The organism is Blautia sp. HCP28S3_G10, from assembly GCF_052065235.1.
Lineage (GTDB): Bacteria > Bacillota > Clostridia > Lachnospirales > Lachnospiraceae > Blautia_A.
Window position 1 is genome coordinate 1 of the sequence record NZ_JBQHUL010000030.1, and the last position, 17,839, is coordinate 17,839.

At 41.9% G+C, this 17,839-nt stretch carries 17 protein-coding genes; 15 read left to right on the forward strand and 2 right to left on the reverse strand.

Annotation, left to right across the window (positions count from 1 at the left end; genetic code table 11):
- Window positions 1-137: 137 nt before the first annotated feature.
- Entirely contained in the window at window positions 138-761 is a 624-nt protein-coding gene (locus ACTNB8_RS11975) for a leucine-rich repeat protein (protein ID WP_441054970.1), read from the forward strand.
- 36 nt (window positions 762-797) lie between these two features.
- Here ACTNB8_RS11975 and ACTNB8_RS11980 read toward each other — a convergent pair whose 3' ends face one another.
- Window positions 798-1,640 carry a GHKL domain-containing protein gene (locus ACTNB8_RS11980; RefSeq protein ID WP_441054972.1) on the reverse strand — a complete coding sequence of 281 codons (843 nt, stop codon included), beginning with the start codon at window positions 1,638-1,640 and terminating at the stop codon, window positions 798-800.
- A gap of 12 nt (window positions 1,641-1,652) precedes the next feature.
- Window positions 1,653-2,498, reverse strand: coding sequence for a hypothetical protein (locus ACTNB8_RS11985; protein ID WP_441054974.1), 846 nt, complete (start codon window positions 2,496-2,498; stop codon window positions 1,653-1,655).
- A 311-nt stretch (window positions 2,499-2,809) separates the two neighbouring features.
- Here ACTNB8_RS11985 and ACTNB8_RS11990 point away from each other — a divergent pair, with 311 nt between their 5' ends.
- The 14 genes from ACTNB8_RS11990 to hflX all read left to right on the forward strand — a co-directional run bounded on the left by ACTNB8_RS11990 (window position 2,810) and on the right by hflX (window position 17,663).
- Window positions 2,810-3,535 carry a FadR/GntR family transcriptional regulator gene (locus ACTNB8_RS11990; protein WP_441054976.1) on the forward strand — a complete coding sequence of 242 codons (726 nt, stop codon included), beginning with the start codon at window positions 2,810-2,812 and terminating at the stop codon, window positions 3,533-3,535.
- A 129-nt stretch (window positions 3,536-3,664) separates the two neighbouring features.
- Window positions 3,665-4,795, forward strand: coding sequence for an Ldh family oxidoreductase (locus tag ACTNB8_RS11995; protein WP_441054978.1), 1,131 nt, complete (start codon window positions 3,665-3,667; stop codon window positions 4,793-4,795).
- A gap of 184 nt (window positions 4,796-4,979) precedes the next feature.
- Window positions 4,980-6,155, forward strand: coding sequence for an NAD(P)-dependent malic enzyme (locus tag ACTNB8_RS12000; RefSeq protein WP_441054980.1), 1,176 nt, complete (start codon window positions 4,980-4,982; stop codon window positions 6,153-6,155).
- Between the two features lie 221 nt (window positions 6,156-6,376).
- Complete coding sequence (gene hisC, locus ACTNB8_RS12005) at window positions 6,377-7,438, forward strand: histidinol-phosphate transaminase (RefSeq protein WP_441054982.1); 1,062 nt, start codon at window positions 6,377-6,379, stop codon at window positions 7,436-7,438.
- A 3-nt stretch (window positions 7,439-7,441) separates the two neighbouring features.
- A complete protein-coding gene (locus ACTNB8_RS12010) occupies window positions 7,442-7,942 on the forward strand; it encodes a COG2426 family protein (protein ID WP_441054984.1) in 501 nt (166 codons plus the stop codon).
- Window positions 7,943-8,145: 203 nt separating this feature from the next.
- Window positions 8,146-9,720, forward strand: a complete 1,575-nt coding sequence (gene rho, locus ACTNB8_RS12015) for a transcription termination factor Rho (RefSeq protein ID WP_441054986.1) — start codon at window positions 8,146-8,148, stop codon at window positions 9,718-9,720.
- Window positions 9,721-9,830: 110 nt separating this feature from the next.
- A complete protein-coding gene (gene rpmE / locus ACTNB8_RS12020; RefSeq protein WP_022215410.1) occupies window positions 9,831-10,034 on the forward strand; it encodes a 50S ribosomal protein L31 in 204 nt (67 codons plus the stop codon).
- A 76-nt stretch (window positions 10,035-10,110) separates the two neighbouring features.
- Window positions 10,111-11,118, forward strand: coding sequence for a DUF1385 domain-containing protein (locus tag ACTNB8_RS12025; RefSeq protein ID WP_441054989.1), 1,008 nt, complete (start codon window positions 10,111-10,113; stop codon window positions 11,116-11,118).
- A complete protein-coding gene (prmC, locus tag ACTNB8_RS12030; protein ID WP_441054991.1) occupies window positions 11,105-11,992 on the forward strand; it encodes a peptide chain release factor N(5)-glutamine methyltransferase in 888 nt (295 codons plus the stop codon). Before ACTNB8_RS12025 ends, prmC begins: the two co-directional genes overlap by 14 nt.
- Entirely contained in the window at window positions 11,985-13,061 is a 1,077-nt protein-coding gene (gene prfA / locus ACTNB8_RS12035) for a peptide chain release factor 1 (RefSeq protein ID WP_296156538.1), read from the forward strand. The genes prmC and prfA overlap by 8 nt, the downstream gene beginning before the upstream one ends.
- A 15-nt stretch (window positions 13,062-13,076) precedes the next feature.
- Window positions 13,077-13,994 (forward strand): nucleotidyltransferase family protein, encoded by a 918-nt coding sequence (locus ACTNB8_RS12040; protein ID WP_441054994.1) that lies wholly within the window; start codon window positions 13,077-13,079, stop codon window positions 13,992-13,994.
- A 10-nt stretch (window positions 13,995-14,004) separates the two neighbouring features.
- The gene (gene glmM, locus ACTNB8_RS12045) at window positions 14,005-15,351 is read left to right on the forward strand and encodes a phosphoglucosamine mutase (protein WP_441054996.1); all 1,347 of its coding nucleotides are present in this window, start codon (window positions 14,005-14,007) and stop codon (window positions 15,349-15,351) included.
- Window positions 15,352-16,407 carry a tetratricopeptide repeat protein gene (locus tag ACTNB8_RS12050; protein WP_441054998.1) on the forward strand — a complete coding sequence of 352 codons (1,056 nt, stop codon included), beginning with the start codon at window positions 15,352-15,354 and terminating at the stop codon, window positions 16,405-16,407.
- A gap of 8 nt (window positions 16,408-16,415) precedes the next feature.
- Window positions 16,416-17,663: a GTPase HflX gene (hflX, locus tag ACTNB8_RS12055; protein ID WP_441055000.1), complete on the forward strand. Its 1,248-nt coding sequence runs from the start codon at window positions 16,416-16,418 to the stop codon at window positions 17,661-17,663.
- Window positions 17,664-17,839 lie beyond the last annotated feature (176 nt).

Genomic DNA, 17,839 nt, shown 5'->3' on the forward strand with positions numbered 1-17,839 from the left:
GGTGAATGTTGTTGTCTTGCCATAGTTGGACTCCTTTCGTTATAAAAATCATACGGGAAATCCAACTTAGAAACAATGATTTTTTTGTCTTAATTTATGGGTTCATTATAAAAATCAGAAAGTAAGGGTGACGTATTATGAGAAAATTGAAAAAATCAGGGCTGGCAGTTTTACTGCTGGCCGTCAGCCTTGGCGGATACAGTATTTGTATGGAAAATGTTCAGGCAGCAGATGAGGCTGTTGAGTTTACAGCAGAAGATTCAGAGGACGAAATGAATCTGACAGTGGAAGAACCAACAGATGAAAATGAATCGGAAGCAGAAATTGCTGATGAATCAGATGAAAATGAAATTGCTTTTGAAGAAGAGCAGGAAAATTCAGAATTCACAGATGATGTGAATGGCTCTTCTGCTCAGAGTACAGATAATGTTGATGATGTAAATAGTATTGAGAATGAAAAACAGGGATTTTGTGGTGCAGATGAAAGCGAAGTAACATGGAAATTAAATGAAGATGGTACGCTTTGCATCGAAGGAAAGGGAGATATGATTTCCTGGGAAAGTGAGACAGATGTACCGTGGGCAGAATACAAAAATGACATCACTAAAATTGAAATTAAAGAAGGTGTAACATCAGTTGGGGCGTACGCATTCAGTAATTGTACGAATGTAACAGAAACAGCGATTGCAGACAGCGTACAGGAGATAGGTTTATATGCATTCTTTAACTGTAATGGACTTTCAACAGTAACAATAGGTTAAAGTAAAAGAGGTAGGCGCAGGGTAAAGGCATAGCCTTCACCCCACCCCCACCATCACCACGGACTCAAACATCTCCCCATCATCAACCCACTGGCAGGTGCCGTCATATCTGTCAGCAATATCCTCAATGATCGCAAGACCGAATCCATGAGACCAGGAATCGGTCTTGTTTGTTTTATGGTTGAATTTCTGAGACGGATCTTTGCTGTTGACCATATGTATGGCAAGAAAGTTTGCACTCGGTTTTGCTGTGATCTGGATAAATGGTTTGTCAGCGCCGGATTTCAGGCAGGATTCAATACCATTATCCATCAGGTTAAAAAAGATGCTGCTTAAGTCACTGTTTTCGATGTTCATTTTCTCGGGAAGGAGTAGCTGGAAGCGGGTCCGGATACCATGTTGTTCTGCAATCTGGCGCTTGCTGTTCAGAATGGCATTGATCAGGTTATTATTGCAGACGGGGTGGAAGCGTTCCTGCTGGAAACTGTCTGTGAGTGCGTCCAGGCAGCTGGCTGCTTTTTCATATTCTTTATGCTCCATCAGTTCTTCATAAACATTAAGTTTCTGCTGCATATCCTGCTGCAAAGCGAGGGTCTGTCGGCGGCGTCCGGCGAGAGTCTCACTCTGTTCTTTTTGTAATTTTTCCTGCTGTTCCAGAGCCAGAAGTTCAGCTTCCTGGCGGGCATCTTTCATTGTATCCCTGGTAATAGCATAAAGCAAATAAAATGTGCCTGCGATTGCCAGGACAGATGTAGTCGAAGTGTATAAACTATAAATCGGCCTGATGTCACTGTACAGCGCACTGTGGTAAATTAAGCTTAGACACAATGTCAGGATAACGAAAATCAGGATATATTTTTGCGTGTGTTTCTTTTTCATAAATGTTCTCCTCTATCTGGAAATGTTGTGAAGATATTTATCAGCTTCTTCGTATCTGCCATTTTTCATCAGGTAGTTCATGGAGAGAAGATGATTTTCAATATCATGGTTCCATTTGCGCAGATTCTGATATTCAGTTTCCATATCGTTGAAAAATTCAAGCTGTTCTTTCAGAAGTTCGATCTGTTTTTCACGAAGAACACGGTTCTTTTCCTGGATTCGGATATTTCGCATTCCTCTGAGAAAAATCGGGATAACCGGAATGGACAGCGTCAGAAAGAGCACGGAATAAAAATTAAACTTCAGCTGATAGTTACATAACAGTGATAAAATGATACAGAACCAGTAAAAAGGAAAGAAAATCTGGGCAAGGGGTGCGATACTGTAATAACGGGAAAAAGTGCCGGTAAGGTCAGCAATCAATTTAAGCATAAAAGTACCGGCAGTAAGCATGACGGTGCACAGGATTACCATATCCACAGGTGAAGTTACAGAATTCATGCTGATGAGTCCTTTGGCAGAGTGGAAGAAAATCCTCTGCACACTGATATACAGGCACATTACAAGCATTTCCATCAGCATGACTGTGTTACTGTATAAAAAATAAGTAAGAATTTTCTTTTTTATAGAACCGTAATGGAAGGCTGCAATAGATATAATGTTAGAAAGATGAACGAGAATGATCGGTATACCATTCGGAAAGATCCTGCGTCCGCCTATTATGAGAACAACATGGGTGAGCAGGATCAACAGATAGGTTTTCTGCGGTGAAAATCTTTCTTCCAGGATTTGTCTGCTGAAATAAAATGCCCATACAGAATAAAGCAGGGCGCCGAAAATGATTTCGTATTCATACATAAGAAATATGGCCTCCTTCGTATTTGAGGGCTTTCACCCAAGTATCTTATTATAACATAATTGTATATATTAAGATACCTGACTTGTGGTCAAAATCCGAAGATGATATACTGAAAACTAAGAATTATTGTAACTATTCAGAAGGTAGTATCCCGCGAGGTGTTTTGGCATGTTTTTGCCAAAATCCCGAGACATACAAGGCAAAATGCTATCACCGAAGGTGATTTGGAATGCATTTTGGCTCGTAACTGTGAGGGTACTGAACAGTTACGAGTTATTATGATTAATCACATTGACGTGGAGGGAAATATATGTTTAAAAAAGTTGAAGATGGAGAGCGTGCATTTGATGCGATCCTGAAGCAGATCATAGCAAATATAGAAGCCGGTGACCTGAAGGCAGGAGCGGCACTTCCGGCAGAGAGAGCCATGGCAGAGGCCATGGGTGTGTCCAGACCGGCAGTAAGGGAAGTACTGCGGGCACTGGAGCTTCTGGGAATTGTGAAATCAGTTCCGGGAGGTGGAAATTATATTACAGAAAATCTTGATACATGGCTGATCGGACCACTGTCCATTCTGTTCAGACTTAATAATGGATATCTGAGACAGAATCAGCAGCTCCGTGCTGCGCTGGAAAGAGAATCAGCACTTCTTGCAGCAAGAAAATGCACCCCGTTGGATGCAGCAGAGCTTTGGATGATTCTTGCGAGACTGGATGCTGCAGAAGATGAAAAAGACCGTGGCAAACTGGACAAGGAACTTCATCAGAAGATTGCCCGCATTGCGGATAACCCGATGCTGTACTGCGTTCTGGCAGCGGCAGATCAGCTGACGGAGAGTATCATTGAGGGAACACGTGATTATATTATGAAGAAAAATCAGTCAGCCAGTGTGGTAGATGAACAGCACCATAAGCTGGTGGAAGCTATTATTAATGGTGATGCAGACCAGGCAGAACAGGCAATGTCCGAACATATGGAAACAATCGAACAGTATATGGAAGAAATGCAGCAGGAACAGCAGCGGGAGAGACGTTAATCCGTCTGAAAAAAACATAAAAAATACAAGAATCCCTATTGAGAATTGGTAATGCCAGTGATATAATTGGTATTACAAAATGGTAATGCCAAAAAACACAACTGGCATACCGGAAAGAGGGATTTTACGATGGGATACGTAACATGGTCATATGACACACTGAATCATTTTTGTAAAGATGTATTTAAAACATTTGGATTCAACGAAGAAGAAAGCAATGAAATTAAAGATGTACTTCTTACAGCTGACCTTTATGGTATAGAGAGTCATGGTATGCAGCGAATGGTGCGTTATCACAAAGGCATCGAAAAGGGTACGATCCACCCGGAAGCAAAACCGGAAGTAGTTTTTGAAACTCCGATTTCTGCTGTTGTTGACGGACACAACGGAATGGGACAGCTGATTGGCGTTTATGCAATGAAAAAGGCAATTGAGAAAGCCAAGAAAACAGGTGTAGGTATTGTTTCTGTCCGTAACTCCAATCATTTCGGTATTGCAGGTTATTATGCAAAGATGGCTAGTAATGAAGGATTGCTTGGAATGGCATGTACAAACTCAGAAGCAATCATGGTTCCTACTTTTGGAAGAAAAGCAATGCTTGGTTCAAACCCTATTGCAGTAGCAATGCCGGCAGATCCGTATCCGTTTTTCTTTGACTGTTCTACAACAGTAGTTACCAGAGGAAAACTGGAGATGTATAACAAAATGGATAAACCGCTTCCGGAAGGATGGGCACTGGATAAAGACGGACATGCAAGCACCAATGCACCGGATGTACTTGCAAATATCGTAGCCAAAAAAGGTGGCGGAATTGCTCCTCTTGGCGGAACTGAAGAAGTAACAGGCTCTCATAAAGGATATGGCTATGGTATGCTCTGTGAACTGTTCAGTTCTATTCTTTCCATGGGTGTAACTTCTGATAAATGCTGTACTTTCCCGGATAAGACAGGAATCTGCCATGGATTTATGGCAATTGATCCTGCAGCATTCGGCGACCCGGAAGCAATCAGGAAACATTTTTCCGAATATCTGGAAGCACTTCGTGAAAGCCCGAAAGCAGAGGGAAAAGACCGTATTTATACACACGGAGAGAAAGAAGTATTTGCAGAAAAAGAAAGAATGGAAAAAGGAATTCCGGTTAATGACAACACAATGGTTGAACTTGCAAATCTCTGTGGATATCTGAAACTTGACTTCCATAAGTATTTTGAAGGATACGAACTTCCGAAAGACAGTAAATTCTTTACCGGAAACTATTGAGTAACTGTGCACAGGTAATATCATGCGAGATGTTTTGCCATGAATTTGGCAAAATTCCGAGACATACGGGACATAATCCGGTAAAAAAGAATAGAAACTTACTCATACATATTTTATAATAGATGATAACATAACTCAAAAAAACATTACTTATAATAATCTACCCCAAGGAGGAGAAACAGAAATGGATTACGCAAAAGAATCATTAAGATTACATGGCGAATGGAAAGGCAAGATTGAAGTTGTAACAAGAGTTCCGGTAGAAAACAAAGATGATCTGTCTCTGGCTTATACACCTGGTGTTGCACAGCCATGCCTGGAAATCCAGAAAGATATCAACAAATCTTATGAACTGACAAGAAGATGGAACATGTGTCTGGTTGTTACAGATGGTTCAGCAGTTCTTGGCCTTGGTAACATCGGACCGGAAGCAGGTATGCCGGTTATGGAAGGTAAATGCGTTCTCTTTAAAGCTTTTGCTGATGTTGATGCTTTCCCGCTCTGCATTAAGAGTAATGATGTTGATGAAATCGTAAATACTATTTACCTGATTTCAGGATCCTTTGGCGGTGTAAACCTTGAAGATATTTCAGCACCGAGATGTTTCGAGATCGAAAAGAAACTGAAAGAAAAATGTGATATCCCGATTTTCCATGATGATCAGCATGGTACTGCAATCATTACACTTGCAGGTCTTACAAATGCACTGAAAGTTGTAGGAAAGAAAAAAGAAGATGTACGTATCGTCATGAACGGTGCCGGTGCAGCTGCTATTTCCATTGCACGTCTTCTTATCACTGCAGGATTTAAGAACATTACTCTCTGCGACAGAAAGGGCGCTATCTACGAAGGACGTCCGGAAGGAATGAATCCTGTCAAAGATGAAATGAGCAAGGTAACAAACCTTGACAAAAAGTCCGGCTCACTGGCTGACATGCTGGTTGGCGCTGATGTATTTATCGGTGTTTCCGCTCCAGGAGCAGTTACTACTGAGATGGTAAAAACCATGAATAAAGATGCTATTGTTTTCGCATGTGCAAACCCGACACCAGAAATCTTCCCTGATGATGCAAAAGCAGGCGGAGCAAAAGTTGTTTCCACAGGACGTAGTGACTTCCCGAACCAGATTAATAACGTTCTTGCATTCCCTGGAATCTTCCGTGGTGCTTTTGATGTAAGAGCCAAAGAGATCAATGATGAGATGAAACTTGCAGCAGCAGAAGCTCTGGCAAATCTGATTCCTGAAGATGAACTTTCTGAGGATTACATCATTCCTAAAGCTTTCGACAAGAGAGTAGGTCCTGCAGTTGCAAAGGCAGTTGCAGAAGCAGCAAGAAAGACCGGAGTAGCACGTATCTGATCGTGAGAGCATAAGATAAAAATAATTTATAAAGAAAAACAGCCGGATGAAAACACAGTTGAGTTTTTTACCGGCTGTTTTGATGTATATATGGATGTAATTAATCTTTGACAAACACAGTAATAGTGGGTAAAATGTTACTGTTTACAGGCAATACAGAAATAGCTGATATACATCGAATGACCTTTTATCAGCGGCAGTAACAGAAGGGAGCTGTTATTATGAAAAAATGGGAAGATAATATCCGCAAGGTTGTTCCATATACACCGGGGGAGCAGCCAAACCAGCCGGATATGATCAAGTTAAATACAAATGAAAATCCTTATCCACCGTCACCGGAAGTAACAAAAGCACTTCAGGCGATTGATACAGATGCACTGCGCCTCTATCCTGATCCGGCAGCAGAAGACCTGGTACAGGCTGTTGCTGATCATTATGGCCTTAATAAAGATCAGGTATTTGTAGGTGTTGGTTCTGATGATGTGCTTGCGATGAGCTTTCTTACTTTCTTTAATGGAAGTAAGCCGGTTCTGTTTCCTGACATCACGTATTCATTTTATGATGTGTGGGCAGATCTTTTTCGGATTCCTTATGAAAGACCGGCGCTGGATGAGAATTTTCACATCAGAAAAGAAGATTATTTCCGCGAAAACGGTGGAATTATTTTTCCAAATCCGAATGCGCCGACAGGGGTGGAACTTCCGCAACAGGATATAGAGGAAATCATCAGACGTAATCCTGATGTCATTGTGATCGTTGACGAGGCATATGTTGATTTTGGGGCAAAGTCAGCACTTCCTCTTATTGATAAATACGAGAACCTTCTGGTGGTTCAGACATTTTCCAAGTCACGCTCCATGGCAGGTATGCGTATTGGTTTTGCAATGGGTAACCCAGTACTCATCAAATACCTTAATGATGTAAAATATTCTTTTAATTCTTATACAATGGACCGTACAGCTCTGGCAACCGGTGTTGCAGCAGTGAAGGATAAAAAATATTTTTATGAAACATGTAAGAAGATCATTGATACAAGAGAATGGACAAAAGAGCAGTTAAAAGCACTGGGATTTTCTTTTGAAGATTCAATGACGAACTTTATTTTTGCAGAACATGAATCCTGCCAGGCAGAGGAACTTTTCCAGGCACTCAGAAACAATCATATTTATGTTCGTTATTTCCCGGGGGGAAGAACCGGAAATCACCTTCGTATTACAATAGGAACACAGAAAGAAATGGAAATATTTATAGATTTCCTGAAAAAATATCTTAAAAAGGAGTAATGTATGGAAGTTTTAGTACAGTGGTTTACAGATAATCTGTCTCAGCACATATCAAGAGAGATGATTATTTTTATTATTTCAATGATTCCGATTCTGGAACTGAGGGGAGGACTTCTTGCAGCATCTCTTCTGAAAGTATCAGCAGCAAAAGCAATCCCGATCTGTATTGTGGGAAATATTATACCTATTCCGTTCATACTTCTTTTTATCAAACAGATCTTTAAACTACTCAAAAAAACAAAGGTTTTTCATAATCTGATCGTGAAAATGGAAAACCGTGCAATGGGTAAGAGTGATCAGATCAAGAAATATGAATTCTGGGGGTTGGTTCTGTTTGTAGGAATTCCGCTTCCGGGTACAGGCGCATGGACTGGTTCTCTGATCGCTTCTCTGCTTGATGTCGATATTAAAAAATCTTCACTTGCCATTCTCTGTGGTATCATTATGGCGACAGTGATCATGTATGTTGTATCATATGGAGTGTTAGGTTCTTTTGTACACTGATTTTCTATGGACATATCCGAAATGATATGCTAAAATATTTATAATTATTACCAGTGGCTGGTTCCCAGTCCAGGAGAAAGATGGTTTCAACAACAGTCCCGCAGTGGGACTGTTGAAATTCTGATGTTCATGTCGTATCTGACAGAGTATCCCGTAGAGTGTATCACATTAATATTACATATAAATAAGACAGAGGGATTTTTATGAGAGAAAAATACGAGTCGTTGTCACTGGCAACATTAAAAGATCTGGCGAAGGCAAGAGGATTAAGAGGAATTTCTACTCTGAGAAAACCTGAACTTATAGAACGTATGCTTCAGGAAGATGAAAAAGAAAGCCAGACGAAACTAGAAGCAGCAGAAACTACAGCGGTTCATCAGCAGGAGACAGTTCATGAGCCGAAAAGACAGGAAAGAACTGTTGACAGACAGACGGAGAGAACCGTGGAGAGGACTTATCGTCCGGAAAACAGAACACAGAGAAATAATGAGCGTAATTCATATCAGAATTCATACCAGCAGAGAAATACAGAACGCAATATGAATCGAAATGCAGACAGAAATCCGGAACGCACTGTTGAAAGAATGGAGGACAGAGTTCAGGAGCACAATCAGGATGATTATGCGGCACCAGCAGAGACAGCACAGCTTGACAGTGGTGAAAAGGCAAATGGAATCCTTGAAGTTCTTCCGGACGGATATGGATTTATACGTTGTGCAAATTATCTTCCGGGCGAAAATGATATTTATGTTTCCCCGTCACAGATCCGCAGATTCAATCTGAAAACCGGAGATATTCTTCAGGGAAGTATCCGTATCAAGACACAGGGAGAGAAATTCAGTGCTCTTCTGTATGTAACATCTATTAACGGATTTCATCCGAGCGAAGGGCAGAGACGATATAATTTCGAAGATATGACGCCGGTTTTTCCAAATGAGAGACTCCGTATGGAGCGCCCTGGCGGAACGGTTGCCATGCGTATTGTGGATCTTATCAGTCCTATTGGCAAGGGTCAGCGAGGAATGATCGTATCTCCGCCAAAAGCAGGAAAGACAACTCTTCTTAAAGATGTTGCAAAATCTATCCTGAAAAACAGTCCAAACATGCATCTGATCATTCTTCTGATCGATGAACGGCCGGAAGAAGTTACCGATATTAAAGAAGAAATCCAGGGTTCAAATGTGGAAGTTATCTATTCTACATTTGATGAATTGCCGGAACATCACCGTCGTGTATCAGAGATGGTTGTGGAACGTGCACGCCGTCTTGTAGAGCACAAGCAGGACGTTACGATTCTTCTTGATTCTATTACAAGACTTGCCAGGGCATATAACCTCTGTGTGACTCCAAGCGGAAGAACATTGTCAGGTGGTCTTGATCCGGCAGCCCTCCACATGCCAAAAAGATTTTTCGGTGCAGCCCGTAACATGCGTGAAGGCGGAAGTCTTACAATACTTGCTACAGCTCTTGTGGATACAGGAAGCAAGATGGACGATGTTATTTACGAAGAATTCAAGGGAACCGGTAATATGGAACTAGTCCTTGACCGTAAACTACAGGAGAAGAGAGTCTTTCCGGCGATTGATATCCAGAAATCCGGCACAAGGCGTGAGGATCTTCTGCTGACAAAAGATGAACAGGAAACTGTTTATAATATGCGAAAAGCTCTTAACAGTCTTAAGGCGGAAGATGCAGTAGAGCAGATACTGAATATGTTTTCCAGGACAAAGACAAACGAAGAATTTATTCAGACAGCAAAAAAACAGAAATTTTTATAAATACCTTGCATTTATATTCCCAGTATGCTATAATCAGAAAGCTGCGAAATAATGAATTCGTCAAAATTAAAAACGAATAAAAATAGAAGAAATATAGAGAGGTGAAAATCATGCGCGAAGGAATCCATCCGAACTACTATCAGGCAACTGTAACCTGCAACTGTGGTAACACATTTGTAACAGGATCTACAAAAAAAGATATCCACGTAGAAATTTGCTCTAAATGCCATCCATTCTACACAGGACAGCAGAAAGCAGCTCAGGCTCGTGGACGTATTGATAAGTTCAACAGAAAATACGGCTTAAACAAATAATAAGACAGAATATTGAAACGTGAGAACAGGTTGAGGTTGGGAAATCTCAACCTTTCTTTGCATAATGGAGAGATGTATGAAACCATCAAATATAGGTGGTCAGGCAGTCATGGAAGGCATCATGATGCGTCACAAAGACAAATATTCGATTGCAGTCCGCAGACCTGACGGTGAAATAGAACTGAAGCTTGAAGATTATAAATGCACTTTTGGTAATGCAAAATTCCTGAAGAAACCGATTATCCGTGGTGTGGTCAGTTTTGTGGACAGTCTGGTAGTCGGAACAAAATGTCTGATGTATTCTGCAGAAATAGCAGGAGATGAAGAAGATGAAGAAGAGGCTGTCCAAAATGCAAAACTGACAGAAGAAGAATTATCCGCAAAAAAAGAAAAAGAAGCAAAGCAGTTTCAGTGGCTTCTTTACATAACAGTGGCAGTTTCAATGATAGTGTCTGTGCTGGCATTTATGTTCCTTCCATATACACTGGCAAGTCTTCTGCGTAAGGTGGGAGCATCTGAGTTTTTGGTAACAGTAGCAGAAGCTTTTGTAAAAATGGCGCTGTTTATGGGATATATGCTTCTGATTTCCCGAATGAAAGATATCCAGAGAACATTTATGTACCACGGAGCAGAACACAAATGCATCAACTGCGTGGAACATGGTCTTCCTCTGACTGTTGAAAATGTAATGAAGAGTTCCAGACAGCATAAACGCTGTGGAACAAGCTTCCTTTTCCTTGTAATGATCGTAAGCATCTGCCTGCATTTTATTTTTGTACTTGTACCGTTTTACTGGGTACGCCTTTTCGGCCGGCTTCTGATGGTACCTGTTGTTGCCGGAGTATCATTTGAGATTATTCAGTGGGCAGGAAGAACTGACACGAAATTTGCTGATATAATGAGTAAGCCGGGACTTGCCATGCAGAAACTTACAACAAAAGAGCCTACAGAAGACATGGCAGAGGTTGCCATCAGGGCTGTTGAAGCTGTATTTGACTGGAGAGCATATCTGAATGAAGAATTTGACTGGAAAGATCCGGAAGAAAACAGTGACAATAAAGAGGAAACTCATGGAGACATATAAAGAACTTTTGGATCAGGGAATCAAACTTCTCAGTGGTGCAGAAATCGAAGAAGCCAGGTTGGATGCCTGGCTCCTTCTGGAATATGCTACAGGAATTGAGCGAGCGTGGTATTATGCACATATGGAAGAATGTCCTGAGAAGGTAGCTGCCCTGAAATACAGAGAACTATGCAGAAAAAGAGCTGAGCATATCCCGCTTCAGCATCTGACAGGGCGGGCATGGTTTATGGGATATGAATTTATGGTAGATGACCGTGTACTTGTTCCGAGACAGGATACTGAGATTCTCGCTGAGGAAGCACTTCGTATTCTGAATGCAAAAAAATTACCGGAGATCCTGGACATGTGTACAGGTTCCGGATGTCTGCTTCTGAGTATTCTGATGGAAAGACCGGATGCCAGAGGAACAGGTGTGGATATTTCAGAAGATGCTCTTATGGTAGCAGAAACTAACCGAAAAAATCTGAATCTGGAAGATAGAGCAGTTTTGGTACAAAGTGATACATTTTCAGGAGAATATTTTCAGGAAAACAGTGGAAAACCACTGCCTGAATATGATATGCTTATTTCAAATCCGCCTTATATCCCGACAGCGGAAATTGAAGAGCTGATGGATGAAGTGCGTCTGCATGATCCGGTTCTTGCACTGGACGGAAAAGAGGACGGACTGTATTTTTACCGTAGGATCACAGAAGACGCGGGAAAATATCTGAAAGCAGGAGGCTGGATTCTCTATGAAATCGGCTGTGAACAGGGAGAAGATGTTTCCAGGATACTGAAAAACAACAATTTTCTGAATATAGAGGTAAAGAAAGACCTGGCAGGCCTTGACAGGGTTGTGCTTGGACAAAAACAGGAGGAACAGGATGTTTGATAAATTAGAAGATCTGCTTGTGCGGTTTGAGGAAGTCCTCAATGAGCTTGGCGAGCCGGGAGTTACGGATAACCAGGAACGGTTCCAGAAGCTTATGAAAGAACAGAGTGAACTTCAGCCCATCGTGGACACTTATAAAGAATACAAGAAAAATAAAGAGACAATTCAGGACAGTCTTTCTCTTCTTGAGGAAGAAAAAGATGAAGAAATGCGTGAGATGCTGAAGGAAGAACTTTCTGAAGCAAAGAAAAATGTGGAAGAACTTGAAAAAGAACTGAAGATTCTTCTTCTTCCGAAAGACCCGAATGACAGCAAAAACGTTATTGTTGAGATCCGTGCAGGTGCAGGTGGTGATGAGGCTGCACTTTTTGCTGCTGAAATTTACCGTATGTATGTGAAATATGCAGAGACACACCACTGGAAAACAGAGATGATGAGTCTTAATGAAAACGGAATCGGCGGATTTAAGGAAGTAACTTTTATGATCCAGGGAAACGGAGCGTATTCACGCCTGAAATATGAGAGTGGCGTACACAGAGTACAGCGTGTTCCGGAAACAGAGTCCGGTGGACGTATCCACACTTCTACATGTACGGTTGCAATTATGCCGGAAGCAGAGGAAATTGATTTCCATCTTGATATGAATGACTGTAAATTTGATGTGTTCCGTGCTTCAGGAAACGGTGGACAGTGTGTCAATACTACAGACTCTGCTGTACGACTGACGCATATTCCTACAGGAATCGTTATTTCCTGTCAGGATGAAAAATCACAGCTGAAAAATAAAGATAAAGCACTGAAGGTATTACGTTCACGTCTTTATGAAATGGAACTTGCCAAACAGCATGATGCTGAGGCCGAAGCCAGAAGAAGCCAGATCGGAACAGGAGACCGTTCTGAGAAGATACGTACTTACAATTTCCCGCAGGGAAGAGTAACGGACCACAGAATCAAACTGACACTTCATCGCCTGGATAGCATCCTGAGCGGAGATCTGGAAGAAATCATTGACAGTCTTATTGCAGCAGATCAGGCTGCAAAATTAAGTTCACTGAACGAAGAAGAATAAATGGGAGGAATACAAATGAAAAAGACAGCACTTGTGATCATGGCAGCCGGAATCGGCAGCCGCTTTGGAAAAGGTATCAAACAGCTTGCACCCGTAGGACCAAATGGTGAGATTATTATGGACTATTCTATCCATGATGCACTGGAAGCCGGTTTTAACAAAGTTGTATTTATTATCCGTAAGGATCTTGAAGAAGAATTTCGTGAAGTAATCGGCAATCGTATCGAAAAGATCACAGAAGTTAAATATGCATTCCAGGCGTTGGAAGATCTCCCGGAAGGATTTGAAAAACCTGCAGACCGTACGAAACCGTGGGGAACAGGTCAGGCAGTTCTTGCAGCGAAGAATGTTCTTTCTGAGCCATTCATGGTAATCAATGCAGATGACTACTATGGTAAGGAAGCTTACGTTAAAGTTCATGATTATCTGATCCAGGAGCAGCCACAGGATGGCATTCTTCATATCTGCATGGCAGGGTTCCGTCTTGGAAATACGCTGAGTGATAACGGAAGTGTCACAAGAGGTATCTGTCATATTGAGAATGGTGCGCTTACAGGAGTAACAGAAACACATGATATCTTTAAAACAGCTGACGGTGCAGAGACAAGATCAGAAGGTAGAGAGCCTGTTAAATTAAATGTAAAAGATTTGGTTTCCATGAATATGTGGGGACTGACTCCTGCATTTATGGATACACTTGAAAAAGGTTTTGTGGATTTCCTGAGTGAGATCAAAGAAGGCGATATCAAGAAAGAGTATCTTCTTCCGGAAATGATCGATAAGCTGATCAAAGCAGGAAAAGCAAAAGTAGATGTCCTTGAGACAAAAGATACCTGGTTTGGTGTTACTTATCAGGAAGACAAGGCAGCAGTAACAGAAGCTTTTGCAAAATTAGTAAAAGAGGGAGTTTATCCGGCAGAGCTTTATAAATAAGGAGGATATAATGGGTAAATATTTCGGAACAGATGGTTTCAGGGGAGAAGCCAATGTACAGTTAACAGTAAATCATGCTTTTCAGGTGGGAAGATATCTCGGATGGTATTATGGTCGTGACCATAAGGCCAAGATCGTGATCGGAAAGGATACAAGACGAAGCAGTTATATGTTTGAATATGCGCTGGTTGCAGGACTTACAGCTTCAGGAGCAGATGCATATCTTCTTCATGTGACTACAACACCTAGTGTTTCTTATGTTGTACGTACAGAAGATTTTGACTGTGGTATTATGATCTCCGCAAGCCACAATCCGTTCTATGATAACGGGATCAAGATCCTTAACGGAAACGGTCAGAAAATTGAAGCCGAGATTGAAGCGCGTATAGAGGCATATCTGGATGGAAGACTTGAAGAACTTCCACTTGCAACAGGTGCTGACATCGGACGCACTGTTGACTTTGCATCAGGACGTAATCGTTATATTGGCTATCTGATCTCAATTCCGAGCCGCGATTTCAAAAATATCAAAGTCGGACTGGACTGTTCTAATGGAAGCTCTTCAGCTATTGCAAAGAGTGTTTTTGATGCACTTCGTGCAAAAACTTATGTGATCAATAATGAGCCGGACGGAACCAATATCAACAAAAACTGTGGTTCCACACATATTGAGGTCCTTCAGAAATATGTGGTAGATAACGGGCTGGATGTCGGATTTGCCTATGACGGAGATGCTGACAGATGTATTGCAGTAGACCACAGAGGAAATATTATTGACGGTGACAAAATCATGTATGTCTGCGGTAAATTCCTTAAGGAACAGGGTAAACTGAAAGGAAATACAGTCGTTACAACGATCATGTCCAATATGGGACTTTATAAAGCACTGGAACGTGAAGGCATCAGCTATGAGCAGACAGCAGTAGGTGATAAATATGTTGCCGAAAATATGATGGAAAATGGCTACAGCATTGGAGGAGAACAGTCCGGTCATATTATTTTCAGCCGTTATGCAGCTACAGGAGACGGAATTCTTACATCTCTTATGATCATGGAAGCATGCGTTGAAAAGAAGGCAACTCTCTGTGATCTTGCAAAAGAAATGCAGGTATATCCGCAGATTCTGAGAAATGTGCGTGTCGCAGATAAGAAGACAGCACGGGAGAACCCGAAGGTTGTAGAGGCTGTGGAAGCAGCTGCAAGAGCTCTTGGCACAGAGGGAAGAATCCTTGTGAGAGAGAGTGGTACAGAACCGCTTATCCGTGTAATGGTTGAAGCCGGAACTGAGGATATTTGTGCGGAACATGTGGATAATGTAATCCGTGTAATGGAATCAGAAGGACTGATTGTGGAATAAATGAAAAAAAACAGAATCATATTTGTTATCACAGCCTGCATGGCGGTTACTGCTTTTGCAGGCTGTGGCAGTGAAAATAAAAAAAATTATGACCAGGCAGTGCAGGATCTCAGTCAGGGAAATTATGATTATGCGCTGAAAGAGTTTACAACGGCTGTTTCAGCTGGTTATAAGCTGGCTGAATCATATCGTGGAGCAGGTATCGCACAGTTCCGACTGGGTAATTATCAGGAGGCCATTGAAAGTCTTAATAATGCTTTTGACAGCGATAAAGCAGGGAAAGCACTCAAAAAAGATATTCTGTCTTATCGTGCAACAGCAGAATTCCAGGCAGGGCTTTATGATGCAGCCATGGCTGACTGTCAGACAATTGCAGAAGACTATTCAATGGATTCAAATACCTGGTATCTTACAGGCTGTGTAGCTCTTGCAATGGATTCCTATGAGGAAGCTTCCAACGATTTTACACAGGCATATTCAGAGGAAGCAAGCTATGAAATGGCAATTCAGATCTACGAGGCATATCTGGAACATGATATGGAGGCCGATGGAACAAGATATCTGGAGGCCGCACTTAAGACAGAACCGAAAACAGCAGAAGATTACTGCGACAGAGGTCAGGTATATTATTACATGGATGACTATGACAATGCAGTAAAAGAACTGACTGAGGCTGTAAGTAAGGACAGCACAGAAGGTATGCTGCTCCTCGGCAGGGTTTATCTGGCTCAGGGCGATACTTCCAATGCAAGAACAATGTATCAGCAGTATACAACTGCTGAGAACAGTGATCCGGCAGAAGGGTATAATGGACTGGCACTCTGCGACATAGCAGATGGTTCTTATGACAGTGCACTTGAAAACATTGCAAGTGGACTCGCAGCGGACACGACATCAGATGAGATGCAGGATCTCTTATTCAATGAGATCGTTGCCTATGAGAAAAAACTGGATTTTGCAACAGCACTTTCAAAAGCCCAGGAATATGTCAATGCGTTTCCGGATGATAAGGCCGCTGCAAAAGAAATGACATTTTTACAGTCACGAACCAGTTAGGAGTATTTATGCAGTTTTATGATTTTAAAGAAGTTGAAGAGCGTGTAATCCTTGTGGGAGTGCAGACAGCTGCAGATGAAGATGTGGAAGCATCTCTTGATGAACTGGAAGAACTGGCGAGGACTGCAGGCGCCGTAACGGTTGGAAAGGTCATTCAGAACAGAGAGGCTGTCCATCCGGGAACTTATATCGGAAAAGGCAAGATTGAAGAAGTTGCCGCACTTATGCATGCAGCAGATGCCAATGGAGTTATCTGCGACGATGAACTTTCACCTGCGCAGCTGAATAATCTGGAGAGGGAGCTGGACTGTAAGGTGATGGACAGAACACTACTCATCCTTGATATTTTTGCAGCGAGGGCAGTCTCAAGCGAAGGTAAGATCCAGGTAGAGCTTGCTCAGCTCAGATATCGTGCCGCAAGACTTGTAGGCCTTAGAGAATCACTGTCCAGACTGGGTGGCGGAATCGGAACAAGAGGACCTGGAGAGAAAAAACTGGAAACAGACAGACGACTGATCCGTACACGTATTTCGGCACTGAAGGCAGAACTTGTGCAGGTGGAAAAACACAGAAACCTGATCAGAAGCAAGCGTGCCAGAGGAAGCCTGAAGACTGCAGCAATCGTAGGCTATACCAATGCTGGCAAATCGACTCTTCTGAACAAGCTTACAGGTGCGGGAATTCTGGCTGAGGATAAGCTGTTTGCAACTCTGGATCCGACAACACGAATGCTGGAACTGAAGGATGGACAGCAGATTCTTCTTACAGATACTGTTGGTTTTATACGCAAACTGCCGCACCATCTGGTTGAGGCATTCAAAAGTACTCTGGAAGAGGCAAAATATGCTGATTATATCATTCATGTGGTAGATACATCTAACCTGCAGGCAGAAATTCAGATGCATACCGTTTATGAAACCCTGAGAGAACTTGGAGCTACAGGAAAAAAAATCATCACACTCCTGAACAAACAGGATAAAGTACCTGAGCTTAAGATTCGTGATCTCAGAGCCGATTATACAGTGAAATGTTCTGCACGTACAGGAGAAGGACTGGAAGAGCTGAAAGATATTCTGGCGAAGCTTCTGGCAGAGGGACAGATTTATCTGGAAGAGCTTTTTGCATATAAAGAAGCCGGCAAAATCCAGCTTATAAGAGAATTTGGAAGTCTTCTTTCTGAAGAATACAGAGAAGACGGAATCTTTGTCAGGGCAAGAGTTCCTGTGGAAATTTTTGCTTCAGTTATGCCTGAATGAGTGCGAAAATGCCGGAAATACGGGAAAAATAAATATATTCAGAGAAACACCATATAGTGCGAGAAGAACATAATGGCACAATATATGGTGTTTTTTGATGTTGACGCACAGGACAGAGTCTGCTACAATAGACCTACAGCGTCTGAACGAAGAATGCAGAGGCATTCTTGAATTGA

Coding starts and splice junctions, on each gene's coding strand:
- ACTNB8_RS11975 (WP_441054970.1), top strand. CDS start 138: ATGAGAAAATTGAAAAAATCAGGGCTGGCAGTTTTACTGCTGGCCGTC.
- ACTNB8_RS11980 (WP_441054972.1), bottom strand. CDS start 1,640: ATGAAAAAGAAACACACGCAAAAATATATCCTGATTTTCGTTATCCTG.
- ACTNB8_RS11985 (WP_441054974.1), bottom strand. CDS start 2,498: ATGTATGAATACGAAATCATTTTCGGCGCCCTGCTTTATTCTGTATGG.
- ACTNB8_RS11990 (WP_441054976.1), top strand. CDS start 2,810: ATGTTTAAAAAAGTTGAAGATGGAGAGCGTGCATTTGATGCGATCCTG.
- ACTNB8_RS11995 (WP_441054978.1), top strand. CDS start 3,665: ATGGGATACGTAACATGGTCATATGACACACTGAATCATTTTTGTAAA.
- ACTNB8_RS12000 (WP_441054980.1), top strand. CDS start 4,980: ATGGATTACGCAAAAGAATCATTAAGATTACATGGCGAATGGAAAGGC.
- hisC (WP_441054982.1), top strand. CDS start 6,377: ATGAAAAAATGGGAAGATAATATCCGCAAGGTTGTTCCATATACACCG.
- ACTNB8_RS12010 (WP_441054984.1), top strand. CDS start 7,442: ATGGAAGTTTTAGTACAGTGGTTTACAGATAATCTGTCTCAGCACATA.
- rho (WP_441054986.1), top strand. CDS start 8,146: ATGAGAGAAAAATACGAGTCGTTGTCACTGGCAACATTAAAAGATCTG.
- rpmE (WP_022215410.1), top strand. CDS start 9,831: ATGCGCGAAGGAATCCATCCGAACTACTATCAGGCAACTGTAACCTGC.
- ACTNB8_RS12025 (WP_441054989.1), top strand. CDS start 10,111: ATGAAACCATCAAATATAGGTGGTCAGGCAGTCATGGAAGGCATCATG.
- prmC (WP_441054991.1), top strand. CDS start 11,105: ATGGAGACATATAAAGAACTTTTGGATCAGGGAATCAAACTTCTCAGT.
- prfA (WP_296156538.1), top strand. CDS start 11,985: ATGTTTGATAAATTAGAAGATCTGCTTGTGCGGTTTGAGGAAGTCCTC.
- ACTNB8_RS12040 (WP_441054994.1), top strand. CDS start 13,077: ATGAAAAAGACAGCACTTGTGATCATGGCAGCCGGAATCGGCAGCCGC.
- glmM (WP_441054996.1), top strand. CDS start 14,005: ATGGGTAAATATTTCGGAACAGATGGTTTCAGGGGAGAAGCCAATGTA.
- ACTNB8_RS12050 (WP_441054998.1), top strand. CDS start 15,352: ATGAAAAAAAACAGAATCATATTTGTTATCACAGCCTGCATGGCGGTT.
- hflX (WP_441055000.1), top strand. CDS start 16,416: ATGCAGTTTTATGATTTTAAAGAAGTTGAAGAGCGTGTAATCCTTGTG.